This is a genomic window from Maritalea porphyrae, from assembly GCF_030159895.1.
Taxonomy (GTDB): domain Bacteria; phylum Pseudomonadota; class Alphaproteobacteria; order Rhizobiales; family Devosiaceae; genus Maritalea; species Maritalea porphyrae.
In genome coordinates this window covers 1,126,507-1,139,490 of the sequence record NZ_BSNI01000002.1, presented here as the reverse complement: position 1 = coordinate 1,139,490, position 12,984 = coordinate 1,126,507, and the positions used below count along the sequence as shown (strand labels likewise).

The 12,984-nt window shown below is 51.1% G+C and carries 11 protein-coding genes and 2 pseudogenes; 2 read left to right on the top strand and 11 right to left on the bottom strand.

Features of this window, described 5'->3' with window-relative positions; all coding sequences use genetic code 11:
• The 4 genes from QQL65_RS08975 to QQL65_RS08960 form a co-directional block, all read right to left on the bottom strand.
• Positions 1 to 1,533: an efflux RND transporter periplasmic adaptor subunit gene (locus QQL65_RS08975; RefSeq protein ID WP_284363787.1), complete on the bottom strand. Its 1,533-nt coding sequence runs from the start codon at positions 1,531 to 1,533 to the stop codon at positions 1 to 3.
• A gap of 94 nt (positions 1,534 to 1,627) precedes the next feature.
• Positions 1,628 to 2,629, bottom strand: coding sequence for an Hsp33 family molecular chaperone (locus QQL65_RS08970; protein ID WP_284363784.1), 1,002 nt, complete (start codon positions 2,627 to 2,629; stop codon positions 1,628 to 1,630).
• Complete coding sequence (gene argF, locus QQL65_RS08965) at positions 2,629 to 3,558, bottom strand: ornithine carbamoyltransferase (protein WP_284363782.1); 930 nt, start codon at positions 3,556 to 3,558, stop codon at positions 2,629 to 2,631. Before argF ends, QQL65_RS08970 begins: the two co-directional genes overlap by 1 nt.
• Positions 3,559 to 3,609: 51 nt before the next feature.
• A complete protein-coding gene (locus QQL65_RS08960) occupies positions 3,610 to 4,782 on the bottom strand; it encodes an aspartate aminotransferase family protein (protein WP_284363780.1) in 1,173 nt (390 codons plus the stop codon).
• A gap of 376 nt (positions 4,783 to 5,158) precedes the next feature.
• On the opposite strand from QQL65_RS08960, the gene QQL65_RS08955 reads away from it, so the two are divergent.
• Both QQL65_RS08955 and QQL65_RS08950 read left to right on the top strand, forming a co-directional pair.
• Positions 5,159 to 5,722, top strand: coding sequence for a GcrA family cell cycle regulator (locus QQL65_RS08955; RefSeq protein ID WP_284363778.1), 564 nt, complete (start codon positions 5,159 to 5,161; stop codon positions 5,720 to 5,722).
• A gap of 132 nt (positions 5,723 to 5,854) precedes the next feature.
• Positions 5,855 to 6,241, top strand: a complete 387-nt coding sequence (locus QQL65_RS08950) for a VOC family protein (protein ID WP_284363774.1) — start codon at positions 5,855 to 5,857, stop codon at positions 6,239 to 6,241.
• Between the two features lie 3 nt (positions 6,242 to 6,244).
• Here QQL65_RS08950 and phoB read toward each other — a convergent pair whose 3' ends face one another.
• The 7 genes and pseudogenes from phoB to QQL65_RS08915 form a co-directional block, all read right to left on the bottom strand.
• Positions 6,245 to 6,946, bottom strand: a complete 702-nt coding sequence (phoB, locus tag QQL65_RS08945; RefSeq protein WP_284363772.1) for a phosphate regulon transcriptional regulator PhoB — start codon at positions 6,944 to 6,946, stop codon at positions 6,245 to 6,247.
• Positions 6,947 to 6,978: 32 nt separating this feature from the next.
• Entirely contained in the window at positions 6,979 to 7,683 is a 705-nt protein-coding gene (gene phoU, locus QQL65_RS08940) for a phosphate signaling complex protein PhoU (protein ID WP_284363769.1), read from the bottom strand.
• Positions 7,684 to 7,708: 25 nt separating this feature from the next.
• Entirely contained in the window at positions 7,709 to 8,515 is an 807-nt protein-coding gene (gene pstB / locus QQL65_RS08935) for a phosphate ABC transporter ATP-binding protein PstB (protein ID WP_284363767.1), read from the bottom strand.
• Between the two features lie 35 nt (positions 8,516 to 8,550).
• Positions 8,551 to 9,366, bottom strand: a pseudogene (pstA, locus tag QQL65_RS08930) (phosphate ABC transporter permease PstA); the annotation flags it as partial.
• A gap of 534 nt (positions 9,367 to 9,900) precedes the next feature.
• Positions 9,901 to 10,389, bottom strand: a pseudogene (locus QQL65_RS08925) (DUF3333 domain-containing protein); the annotation flags it as partial.
• The gene (pstC, locus tag QQL65_RS08920) at positions 10,382 to 11,773 is read right to left on the bottom strand and encodes a phosphate ABC transporter permease subunit PstC (RefSeq protein ID WP_284363765.1); all 1,392 of its coding nucleotides are present in this window, start codon (positions 11,771 to 11,773) and stop codon (positions 10,382 to 10,384) included. The pseudogene QQL65_RS08925 and the gene pstC, both read right to left, overlap by 8 nt.
• An 83-nt stretch (positions 11,774 to 11,856) precedes the next feature.
• Positions 11,857 to 12,858: a PstS family phosphate ABC transporter substrate-binding protein gene (locus QQL65_RS08915; RefSeq protein ID WP_284363763.1), complete on the bottom strand. Its 1,002-nt coding sequence runs from the start codon at positions 12,856 to 12,858 to the stop codon at positions 11,857 to 11,859.
• Positions 12,859 to 12,984 lie beyond the last annotated feature (126 nt).

Sequence of the window (12,984 nt, the reverse complement as noted above, 5' to 3'; positions counted from 1 at the left end):
CTAGTTACCCGGCGTTGTTGCTATGCCACTGCCAGTCCCGTTATTTGGGCGGCGGTTTGGCCGATTTGGATTGCGTTCACCATTGCCTTGACCAGCATTGGCACCTTCGCCGCGTTCACCGGCATTGGGGCGGCCTTCGTCACCTTGTTGCCCACCTTGCTGGCGATCGCCCGCATTTGGTCGCGTAAATGGCGACGGGGCTGGTTCACCTTCATTGATGATGGCGACACCTTCACCAGCTTGGGCAATGCGCGTGGTGATAATTGAGGTTTCAGGGCGAATACGCGCTGAGATCAGAAGATGATCGCCATCGCGCGCAACGATTTCAACATTGCGTTGCGCCATGCGCCCCTCAATGTCCACATATATGTATGAGTTGTCGTAAACAGCGGATTCAGGCACCCGCAATACGTTTTCAAAGCTCAGACCGGGCACAGCGATTTTAACAAAGGTACCGGGCCGCAGTTGGGTATTGTCGTCGCCTTTGATTGTGGCGAAGACTTCAACACCGCCCTTGGTTGCGTCGACTTGCGCGCCCACGCGGGAAACAACAGCCTTCGCTAGAATAGGTTGCGGTTCCACTTCCCACTCAAGAGAAATCTCGCGACCGATCAGCCCGTCGGCCACCAACTGCCCATATTGCTGATCAGACATGGTGAACCGCACTTCAAGCGCAGATGTTTCATAAAGCGAAACCAGCACTTCATTGTTGGAGATCACGCGACCTTCTTCAATATTGTTTGCGGTGATAATGCCATCAAACGGCGCGAAAATCTTCGTGTCATCTAAGTTGCGTTGCGCGCGCTCGACTTGCCATTCAATGCGTTCAAGCGATGCTTCTTGGCGATCAACTTGCGCTTGCTGGATAACGATATTGCTCTCACGTTGAATGACCGCTTGCTGGCGTTGTGAAACCAAAAGCTCGCGATCATCGACTGTCTTTTGCGTGATCGAACCGCCCTCAAGTAGCGACTTAGCGCGCTCTAAATCGCGCACCGACAAATCATATTGGCTGCGCGTGAATTCAAGATTTGCGTTTTCAATGTTCAATCGCTCTTTGGCTTCGGCCAAACTGAACTTTGCTTCGGCAAGGCTTGCTTCTGCCTCGGTGAGCGCACCACGATAGGTAAAGTCATCTATGGTTGCGAGCAGCTCGCCTTCAGCAACAGAGCCGCCAACAGCCAAATTGTCGGCCAATTGCACGACCTTGCCTGCAACTTGCGACCGCACATCAAGACTGCGCGCAGCGATTACTTCGCCGAAATAGGTTAAGCTTGGTTGATAGTTGGCATATTGGGCGGGGAAAGACTGCACGGTAAATGTGCGTTCGCGCGGTTCGCGCTTAGGCGGTTCGGGCTTGTCCGCAATCATCACCTGAGCGTAAAAACCAGCCCCGACGAAAATGGCAATTGCCAACACAACACGAAAGAGAATGCCAAAAATCGACACACGCCGTCGCTTGGGCTTCGGCGTGCCATCTGTTTCAGCTTCTTGATTGCCCGTTTTGTGTAGCATCTCGACCGGTCCGTCCATGTTCCCAATTCCAATTCGTGCAAATGGTAATCGTGATGATCGACTACAACAAATGAAACTTTGGAAAGGTTACGGAATGAACCGGTCGATTAGATCACTCTTCGTTAATGCCGAACATGTTCGGGTTGAAGAAATATTGAGTTGAGCAAAACTCACAAGTCACTTCGATCTCACCATCTTTGATCATGGATTGAATGTCTTCTTGGCTGAATTGACCGAGCATCAATTCAATTTTGTCCGCGTCGCAGCCGCATTTCTCGACCATGTCCATTGGTTCAAAAACACGCACGCCTTGTTCGTGGAACAAGCGGAACAACAAGCGTTCTGACGAAAGGTCCGGTTCAACCAACTCCAAATCATCAATGGTCTCGGTCAGAGCCTTGGCTTCAACCCAACCATTTTCTTCTTCAAAGTCACCATCTGCGGTTTCAGGGTTTTGGTGATCGCCATCGCCGGGCAGATCAGGCATGGTGCGGCCACCATGTTCAGGCAGATGCTGAACCAGTACGCCGCCAGCACGCCATTTAGGCTGCACATCACCCTTGTTCTGCATTTCAGCAACAGCCAAGCGCACCATGGTTGGGATTTGCTCTGACTGTTGGAAATAGTTATGTGCCACCGCTTCCAAGCCAGAGCCATCAAGCGCGACAATGCCTTGATAGCGGCTGGTGTGTTCGCCTTGGTCAATGGTCATCGCCATGGTGCCTTTACCGAGCAATTGCTCTGGCGCTAGTTCACCTTTTTCCGCCGCTTTGGACAAAGCCTCTTCGTCAAACCGTGCATATCCGCGGATGCCATTTGGCGTCTGCAAATCGACAACGATTAGGTTCACGGGACCATCGGTCTGGGTTTGAAGGATAAAGCGCCCTTCAAACTTTAGCGACGACCCAATCAAAGAAGCCAACACAATTGCTTCGCCCAAAACCCGCGCCACTGGCGCTGGGTAATTGTGGCGGCGCAAAATAACGTCGAGGGCTGGACCAAGACGCACGGAACGCCCGCGCACGTCCAGCGTTTCAACAGCAAATGGCAGCACCGTGTCGTCCCCACTTTCGGGACGATCAAGGCCGACTGCCTTCATAAAATCATCGCTCATTAGAGCTCCTCAATTCCAAACACCCACGCCAAAACTGCCTTTTGCGCGTGGAGACGATTTTCTGCTTCGTCAAACACTACAGATTGCGGCCCGTCCATTACACCAGAAGTGACTTCATCGCCACGGTGCGCGGGCAAACAATGCATAAATAGTGCATCTGGCTTTGCTTTTGCCATCAAAGTTTCGTCAACACGGTAAGGCGCAAGATTTTCGCGCCGGATATTGGCATCCAAATCGCCCATGGACACCCATGTATCTGTGATCACCAAGTCAACATCCTTGATCGCTTCGGCTGGATCGCGCATCACTTTGATGCGCCCATTTGCGTTGGCGATATCCGCTTGCATGCCTTGGTCTGGGCTATATTGTTCAGGACAGGCGATATTCAAGGTACAGCCAAAAATGTCAGCTGCATGCACCCAAGAGGCGAGCACATTGTTACTGTCGCCTAGCCAAGCAATCTTGATGCCGTCTACCGGACCACGATGCTCTTCATAAGTCATAATATCTGCCATAATTTGGCAAGGGTGCGACATGCGCGTCAATCCATTGATCACTGGGATCGATCCAGCGCCTGCAAGTTCGAGCAGATCATCGTGGTTGAGCAAGCGGATCATAATCGCGTCCACATAGCGGGACATAACGCGCGCTGTGTCGGCAATCGTTTCATCGCGTGACAATTGCATTTCTTGGCCAGTGAGCATCAGAGTTTGTCCGCCAAGCTGGCGCATGCCCACATCAAATGAAACGCGGGTGCGGGTACTTTCACGATCAAAGATCATCGCCAAGATTTTGCCTTTTAAAAGCGGTGTTTCTTCACCAGCTTTCAGCTTCGACTTGATCGCCTTGGCCAAATCCAAAAGTTTGCGCAATTCCTCTTTAGAGAAATCATTGATGTCTAGAAAATGTCTAACTGCTGCCGTTGTCATAACGGGCTTCCTTTTTGAAAAGTCTAATTCTGAGAGTTGAATGCGGGCGTTTTAAGCGCTGGCCAGTGACTTTAGGCCAGCATCCATTCGTCGGATCGCCTCGTCAATCTCGTCTTTAGTTACAGTGAGCGGTGGCAACATACGCACCACATTGTCACCCGCTCCAACCGTGAGCAACTTTGCATCCCGGAGGGCCGCAACCACATCACCAACAGGCGATGAAACCTTAATGCCGACCATTAGCCCTTTGGCACGAATTTCCACAATCTGGTCTGGGTATTTTTGCGCAAGTTGCTGCAAGTGCCAAGCAAGGTGCTTGCCCATTTCTTGCACGTGATCAAGAAAACCCTCTTCGCTAACCCGGTCAAAAACCGCATTGCCCACAGTGCAAGCCAACGGGTTGCCGCCATAGGTTGAACCATGCGTGCCGGGCACCATGGCGCTACCAACTTTGTCTGTCGCCAAACATGCACCCAATGGGAAACCGCCGCCAATACCTTTGGCCAAAGCCATAATGTCTGGCTCAATGCCCGCCCATTCATAAGCGAACATTTTGCCGGTACGGCCATAGCCACATTGAATTTCATCGAGCACCAACAGCAAACCGTGCTCATCGCACAATTTGCGTACGTCACGCAAAAACTCGACGTCTAAAATATTGATGCCGCTTTCGCCTTGGATTGGCTCAAACAGAATTGCAGCGGTTTTAGGTGTGATCGCTTTTTTGAGCGCATCAATATCCCCGCGTGGCACTTGCACGAAGCCTTCAGCTTTGGGGCCGAAGCCTTCTAAGTAGGAAGGATTACCGCCTGCTGCGATCGTGCCCAATGTCCGGCCATGAAACGCACCCTCCATCGTGATAATTTCATAGCGGTCGGGTTCACCTAAATCGTAGAAGTAGCGGCGCGCGGTTTTGATCGCGCATTCCATTGCTTCAGCACCTGAGTTGGTAAAAAAGGCCATATCGGCAAAGCTGACATCCACCAGCCGTTGCGCAAGCTTTTCAGCTTCTGGGATCGTGAACACATTGCTCACATGCCAAAGGTTTTCGGCCTGCTTTTTGATTGCGTTGACCACGTGCGGGTCCGCGTGACCCACTACATTCACCGCAATGCCGCCCGCAAAATCGTAATACTCATCGCCCGTTGTTGAGAATAGTCGGACGCCCTCGCCCCTTTCAAAGGCGACTTCGGACCGGGCGTAATTCTTATAAAGAGCCGACATTGTTCTTTCCTAATAGGCAAAACGCCATAGCTGGCGTGTGAGGATTTTACATTTTGTGAAACAAGAAGACGTGCCCGTTGATCACGATGCACGCCTTATTGCGCTTCGTTATGCCTTTTGTTAGGGCCATTTGTCAATCTGACAAGCCTTTGGTCACGTCTTGGTGACCAATCGGTGGATTATTAGCAATTTTTTAAGAGGATAAGTTTGTTGGCCCCTTGTCTTTGATTCAGCCGATCCGGTAAAGTGCTTCTAGTAGGGGCACGAGATGTCGTGTGGCGGACCTACACTTAATACGATGGATGGTATGTTTGCCAAAATCTCATTTTTTGGCGGGATATCGGATTCTATCTGGCCTTATTTGCGGAGGATCTTCATGGCGTGGACTGATGAACGCGTAGCTACTTTGAAAAAACTATGGATGGAAGGTCTTAGCGCAAGCCAAATCGCTGGAGAATTGGGCGAAGGCGTGACCCGAAATGCGGTTATTGGCAAAGTGCACCGTTTGAAGCTTTCTGGCCGGGCAAAGCCTGCGCCATCAGCACCACGTGCGCGTAAGCCGCGCAGCACGAGCGCTAGTCCTTCAACACCGAGAAGACCAGCTTCAACTGGTGGTTCTGTGAGCGGGAACACTTCAAGCACGCCTCGTCGTCGCCAAACGGTTCATGCCCCTGTTTCAGGCGCGAACGCTTTGCAAATGAACACCGAAGTTGACGCCAATGTGGCGCTTGCAACTGCGCAAGAAGCTGAGATTTTCATTCCGGTTGAAGAGCGCATCAGCCTGTTGCAGCTTAGCGAAACCACGTGTAAGTGGCCAATCGGCGATCCGCTCAATGATGATTTCCACTTCTGTGGTCGCAATTCGGACGAAGGCAAGCCTTATTGCGAGTTCCACTCCAAGCGCGCTTACCATACGCTTGATCGTCGCAAGAAGAGCTAAGCATCTTTAATTGTTGATCGACAGATTGCAAAGCCGCCCTTTTGGGGCGGTTTTTTGTTGCTTGGTCTAGTCTGCATTTGACTATCTGCCCCTGCGCTGCACAATGAATTGCGAATGTAGGGGAGCCGGAACATGAAAATCTATATTACAGGCGTCTATGTGGATGACCAAGAAAAGGCGGCAAAATTTTACACCGAAGTTCTTGGCTTCAAGATCAAAAACGACATTCCAGTAGGGGAATATCGCTGGCTGACCGTTTCGCAAAATGGCGAAGACGGCGAAGTAGAATTGCTGCTGGAGCCAAGCGTCCACCGCGCCGTCGCCCCTTATCGCGAAGCGCTGGTTGCCGATGGCATTCCTCTGGCATCCTTCCAAGTCGATGACTTGGCGGCAGAACACAAGCGGCTTGCGGATCTTGGCGTGAAGTTTACCCAAGAGGTTACCGATGCCGGCGCATACAGAATCGCCACGTTCGACGACACATGCGGCAATCTCATTCAGCTTATTGAGATGGTTTAATCTCTAACCTGCCACCGCGAATTTTTCGTCAAATGCATAGCCAGCGCCGCGGACGGTGCGGATTGGGTCTTTGACGCGACCGCGGTTGATGGCTTTGCGCAAGCGGCCCACATGCACATCGACGGTTCGTTCATCAACGTAGACATCGTGGCCCCAAACGCCATCAAGCAATTGTTCGCGACTATAAACGCGGCCTGGGCTTTGCATGAGGTATTCGAGCAAACGATATTCGGTTGGGCCGAGGTGAATTTCTTTACCTGAGCGGCTAACCCGATGGGTTTCACGATCCAACTCTATGTCACCAGATTTGAGGCTGGTGGACATTAAACTTGGGTTGGCGCGGCGCAAATGCGCTTTTACGCGGGCGAGCAATTCAGGCACGGAGAACGGCTTCACCACATAATCGTCAGCACCTGTTGCAAGGCCACGAATACGCTCTTCTTCTTCGCCACGTGCTGTCATCATTATGATGGGGATGCGCGACGTTTCTTCTTTCGTGCGCCAGCGACGACAGAGTTCGATGCCGGACAATCCAGGTAACATCCAGTCGAGCAATATCAGGTCTGGTAGCTCTTCTTGCAGCTGCAACGAAGCTTCGTCTCCGCTTTCAGCGCTGGCTACGCGGTAGCCCTCAGCTTCTAGATTGTACCGCAACATGACCGCAAGGTCAGCCTCGTCTTCAACGATTAAGATGAAGGGCGCCATAGTTCGTCATCCAGTTTTCAAATCGCTAGTGGTTAGTGCAGATCAACTTTGCCAGATTCAATATCGTAATAAAGGTTCTCGCCTGTTTTCAAATAATAGGCGGCCTCTGCGATATTGGTGGCGTGGTCCCCAGCGCGCTCCAAGTTTTTGGCGCAGAACAACAAATGCGTGCAATCGGTGATGTTGCGCGGGTCTTCCATCATATAGGTGAGAAACTCACGGAACAGCGAGATATAGAGCGCATCAACTTCGTCATCGCGACGGCACACATCCAAAGCAATGTTCGCATCGCGCAATGTAAAACTATCGAGCGAGCGTTTGATTTGCGCGAGCGCCAAATCCGACATGTGTCGAATACCATTATAAAGCTGCTTGGATACGCGTTGGCTATCAATGTGCTTCACGCGACGGGCCAAGTTTTTGGCGATATCGCCGACGCGTTCCAAATCGTTGGCCACGTGAATAGCTGAAACGATATGGCGCAAGTCACCGGCCATCGGCTGGCGGCGAGCGATCATGGACACCGCTTTTTCGTCGATATAGCGCTGCATATCATCAACTGCTTTGTCCGCTTTTGATGTTTTCTTGGCCAATTCATGATCCACGCGGATCAGCGCTTGAGTGGCGTTGGTAATTGCGACTTCGACCATGCCGCCCATTTCGGAGATGGCGCGGGTGAGTTCAGTCAGTTCGTCTTCATACGACGTTACAATATGTTCGTTCGATGCGTTGGCCATTTTGCTGCCCTTTCGCCGCTAAATATTACCCGATCCGACCGGTAATGTAATCTTGGGTTTTCTTATGATGCGGATTTGTAAAAATCTGCTCGGTCGGACCTTCCTCGATCAACTTGCCGAGGTGGAAAAATGCTGTTTTTTGACTGACGCGCGCTGCTTGCTGCATGGAGTGCGTCACGATGACAATTGTGAAATTTTCACGCAGTTCGTCAATCAATTCTTCAATGATCGCTGTCGCGATCGGATCAAGCGCCGAGCATGGTTCATCCATCAACAAAACTTCAGGCTTTGTTGCGATGGCGCGCGCAATGCACAGACGCTGTTGCTGACCGCCAGACAAGCCAGTACCAGGTTGATCAAGACGGTCTTTGACCTCTTCCCACAAACCAGCGCGGCGCAAAGATGAGGTGACGATTTCATCAAGTTCGTCTTTGGTGCGGGTCATGCCATGAATACGCGGACCATAAGCCACGTTTTCATAAATCGACTTTGGAAATGGATTTGGTTTTTGAAAAACCATGCCAACGCGTGCGCGCAGTTCCACCACGTCGATAGCTTTGTCGTAAATGTCTTGGCCCTCAAGATTGATTTCGCCAGACACTTTACAAATGTCGATAGTGTCGTTCATGCGGTTGAGACAACGCAAGAAGGTCGACTTACCGCACCCAGATGGGCCGATCAGCGAAATCACCTGGTTAGCGACAATATCGAGGTCGACGTCGAACAAAGCCTGCTTTTCACCATAGTGAACGGACACATTGCGCCCGGACATTTTGACGGTTTCATTGGCCGTTTTCACGCTCGGCTGCAGAATATCGGTTGCTACACTCATTTCGAACCTTCAAATTTGGTTTCGCGATGCTGGGACTACCAGCGACGCTCAAATCGTTTACGCAGCACAACTGCAATGGCATTCATCGCAATCAAGAACGCCAACAATACCATAATGGCAGCTGATGTACGTTGTTGGAAAGCGGGTTCAGGGAAATCGGCCCACATAAAGATCTGCACGGGCAAGACCGTGGCGGGATCTGAGAAGGCCGCTGGCACATCAACCACAAAGGCGACCATACCAATCATCAGGAGGGGCGCGGTTTCACCCAATGCTTGCGCCATACCAATAATGGTACCGGTTAGGATGCCTGGCATTGCTAGCGGCAACACGTGATGGGTTACCGTTTGCAAGCGGGAGGCCCCGATACCTAAAGCCGCTTCGCGGATGGAAGGCGGCACCGCGCGCAATGCAGCGCGTGAAGCAATAATGATTGTGGGCAATGTCATCAATGCCAACACCATACCGCCCACATATGGCGCAGATCGATCGAGCTCGAAATAGTTGAGGAACACCGCCAAACCGAGCAAGCCAAACACAATGGATGGCACCGCTGCAAGGTTGTTGATATTCACTTCAATAATGGTCGTCCAACGGTTTTTCGGGGCAAACTCTTCAAGATATATCGCTGCGGCCACGCCCAATGGGAATGACAGCGCCAATGTGACGATCAATGTTAGGGCAGAACCAATAACCGCACCCAAGACACCGGCCATTTCTGGCTCACGGCTAGCGCCACGGGTGAAGAAGATCGAGTTAAAGCCATTGCGCACATAGCCGCGCTCGGCCAATTGGTCCGTCCAAACAATCTCTTGGTCTGAGAATTTGCGGTTGTCTTCAACAACATCCAATGTGCGCAATCGCCAAGTGCCGCTCGCGGCTTCAGTAACCGTCTCGTCCAACGGCAGATAAGCCACGGCCATTGCTGTATTCGGTGTTACCGAGGTCAGTTTCAGCACACTGTCGCCAACATATAAAAGGCTTGAAGGCATTTCGCCGGTGAGATTTTCACCCAATCCCTTATTCGCAATCCGTTCATCCAGCGCAACGGCCTGCTTTTCTAAAGCGTCAATTCGCTTGAGCAAAATTGCTAGGTCTTTTTCCGTTTTCGCTAGCGTCTTTTCCAAACGCTCCTTCACCGCGGCGTCGGTCGTGTTGGGCAAGCGCTCTTGCAGCGCTATAATTTCGCCTTCCAACTTCGCTTTGGAGCGCAAGGCACCGGCTTGTTGGTTGCGCAATGATGCGACTTGAACACCTAGTTGCGTTTTAGCAGAGGCCAGAGCATCGGCGAATATCGGAGAATCTGCAATCAGGCGATATTCTTTGCCTTGATTTTCGATTTTTAGGTTCGCTTTGCCGTCAGTATATGTGCTGCCCGAAATCTGGCCCTTTAGATATAGGTCGGCAAAATCTGAAATCGGCACTTCAACCTGCTTGTTCGAACCAATAATCGATGGGTCGTCCAAGATTTGCTGGCGAAGATAAACGGATGATCCGGAAGACAATATGCCGCCAAGAGCACGTTTGCCTTTGCGTGATGTCACTTCTGGGAACTCACCCCGAATTGCATCACGAATGATCCCATCATAGTCGGCTTGCTTCAAGGCATCATAGTCTGAACCATCAGTACCTAGGTTCTGAGCCGTCAGGTTGAATGGCAAGCTGACAAAGTTGAAGGTGAATGCTGGCAGACCTTGGCCGACCACAGAAGAAAGCAACAGCAACAAGAAACCAACCGATACGCCAATCGCTGCGCGCCCAATCCATTTGAAATAGGATTCCGTGCGATAGCGTTTGGCCAATCTGGCTCGCGCTTCTTCCGAGGTATGAACTGAGGTAAATTGCTGCAATTTGTCGTCCGCCAAATCAGTCATATTGCTCTCGATATTTCTGGATGACGCGCAATGCGACAACGTTAAGCATCAAGGTTACACAGAACAGCACCAAGCCAAGCGCAAAGGCTGCGAGGGTTTTTGCACTGTCAAATTCTTGGTCACCCACCAACAAGGTCACAATTTGTACCGTAACGGTGGTCACTGCTTCGAGTGGGTTTGCAGTTAGGTTTGCAGAAAGACCTGCAGCCATCACCACGATCATTGTTTCGCCAATTGCACGCGAGATGGCCAACATTAGGGCCGACACAATGCCAGGCAACGCAGCGGGAAGAATAACCCGGCGAATAGTTTCTGACTTCGTGGCGCCAAGGCCAGCTGACCCATCGCGCAGGCTTTGCGGAACAGAGTTGATCACATCATCTGAAAGCGACGACACAAACGGGATAATCATAATCCCCATCACAAGACCTGCAGCCAAAGCACTTTCGGACGAAACCGAAAGGCCAACCGCTTCGCCTGAATTGCGCAAGAACGGCGCAACTGTTAGCGCTGCAAAGAACCCATAAACAACCGTTGGAATACCGGCTAGCACTTCCAAGATTGGCTTGGCAGCGGCGCGAACACGCGGTGTTGCATAGTCTGAAAGGTAAATAGCGGACATGAGCCCAATCGGCGCTGCCACCAAAATGGCAATTGTTGTGATCAGCAATGTGCCTGCAAAAATTGGGATTGCGCCAAATACTTCAGAATTTCGGTCTGTCGCTTCTGACCCCACACCTTCAAACGCGCTTTGCGGGCTCCAATGTGTGCCGAACAAGAAGTCAAAGAACGGAACTTTTTGGAAGAAGTTGATGCTTTCAAAAATCAGCGAAAGAACGATGCCTAGTGTTGTGAGAATCGCGACACCAGAGGCGGCGATCAACGCGGCTGAAACAGCGCCTTCTACAAACTGACGTGCACGCAGATCGACCCGAATTTGGCGCCAAGCCAAATAGCCGCCACCGATAACCAAGCCAGCCATAATGAGTTGAACAACAAGGTTCGAGAAATTGTAGAAGTTGCGATAGCCTTCAATTGCAGTGAGCTCGACCGCGGTTACGTCACCAATGTTCTGACTTTGCGAAAAGCCAAATGCAGACCGCAAGAATGCACCCTGCTCAAGCTCGGTCAGCGCCTTAAACTCTTCGCCAAGCAAGCTTGCAACGGATGCGTCTGCGAAATAACGCGACACAAAAGTCCAGACAAGAAATACAAATGCTGCAGGCAGAATGCCACAAATCAGCAACATGCCGCCGTGGAAGGCGGGCTTTGAGTGCAGTGTCGTCGCATCACCATTGGTGATGGCTAGGGCACGGCTACGACCGGTGTAGAATAAACCACCACTTGCGGCGATTACGACCAATAAGGTGAGCCAGATTTGCACGACATGCCCCCAATAATTTTGCCCTCAACGAGCATAAACACCGCCCCTTTGTAAAGTCGGGGCGGTGCATAACTTAAAGATTCTTACATCTTTTGTGCAGCAACCAAACCTTCGGCGTCTGCTTTAAACTTGGCGCGATCTTCCTCTGGAAGTGGGATCAAGCCTTTTTCTGTAAGGTAACCTTCGTCACCCCAAGCATTTTCATTTGTGAATTCCGCAACATATTCCATGATGCCTGGAACAACACCCACATGCTCTTTTTTCACATAGAAGAATAGTGAACGTGAAACTGGGTAGTCGCCATCCGCAATAGCGTCGAATGTTGGCTCAACGCCATCAACATTTGCGCCTTTGATCTTGTCAGCGTTTTGATCAAGGAATGAGAAACCGAAGATGCCGAATGCTGAAGGGTTCGCTTCAAGCTTCTGAACGATCAGGTTGTCATTTTCGCCAGCGTCGATGAACGCGCCATCTTCGCGAATTTCTGAACATGCTTCTTCTTCGATGCCTTCTTGGCAGGCTTCTTCCATCACAAGTTCAACAAACGCATCGCGTGTGCCTGATGTTGGTGGAGGGCCAAGAACCTCGATTGGCTCAGCTGGAAGAGATGGGTCGATATCTGACCAGAATGTATATGGGTTCGCAACAACTTCACCGTCAACCACAACGTTCTTAGCCAATGCTAGGAAGATTTGCTCACGCGTTACGTTCAAGTCAGCACCTGACTTTGCGTTTGAAAGAACGATGCCGTCAAAGCCGACTTTAACTTCAACAGCTGTCACGCCATTGGCATTACATTTGTCGATCTCTTTGTTTTTGATGCGACGTGAAGCATTGGTGATGTCTGGTGTGCCTTCGCCAACGCCTTCACAAAACAGTTTCAAGCCACCGCCTGAACCGGTTGATTCAACAACTGGTGTTGGGAAGTCAGTGGTTTGACCGAAACGCTCAGCAACCGCTGTAGCGAATGGGAATACTGTTGATGAACCAACAATTGAGATTTGGTCGCGGGCTTGCGCGCCGGTAGCTGCCAATGAGCTAGCAACGAGAATTGCTGCTGCGCTTGCGTAAGTGGCGAATTTCATGATGTCTGCCTTTCAGAGCTCACATTCGAAACATAAAACTATCAGCCGATCTTCTTAATGCTGGCCCGCTTTTCCTTTGGCTGGGCTAGCTGATCGAACTGGGCGCACAATATGGCGGCGACAATG

Bases quoted from the DNA above. Each gene is read 5' to 3' on its own strand.
- phoB (WP_284363772.1), bottom strand. From the start codon at position 6,946: ATGGCGCCCTTCATCTTAATCGTTGAAGACGAGGCTGACCTTGCGGTC.
- QQL65_RS08970 (WP_284363784.1), bottom strand. From the start codon at position 2,629: ATGAGCGATGATTTTATGAAGGCAGTCGGCCTTGATCGTCCCGAAAGT.
- QQL65_RS08950 (WP_284363774.1), top strand. From the start codon at position 5,855: ATGAAAATCTATATTACAGGCGTCTATGTGGATGACCAAGAAAAGGCG.
- QQL65_RS08975 (WP_284363787.1), bottom strand. From the start codon at position 1,533: ATGGACGGACCGGTCGAGATGCTACACAAAACGGGCAATCAAGAAGCT.
- pstB (WP_284363767.1), bottom strand. From the start codon at position 8,515: ATGAGTGTAGCAACCGATATTCTGCAGCCGAGCGTGAAAACGGCCAAT.
- QQL65_RS08955 (WP_284363778.1), top strand. From the start codon at position 5,159: ATGGCGTGGACTGATGAACGCGTAGCTACTTTGAAAAAACTATGGATG.
- phoU (WP_284363769.1), bottom strand. From the start codon at position 7,683: ATGGCCAACGCATCGAACGAACATATTGTAACGTCGTATGAAGACGAA.
- QQL65_RS08960 (WP_284363780.1), bottom strand. From the start codon at position 4,782: ATGTCGGCTCTTTATAAGAATTACGCCCGGTCCGAAGTCGCCTTTGAA.
- QQL65_RS08915 (WP_284363763.1), bottom strand. From the start codon at position 12,858: ATGAAATTCGCCACTTACGCAAGCGCAGCAGCAATTCTCGTTGCTAGC.
- argF (WP_284363782.1), bottom strand. From the start codon at position 3,558: ATGACAACGGCAGCAGTTAGACATTTTCTAGACATCAATGATTTCTCT.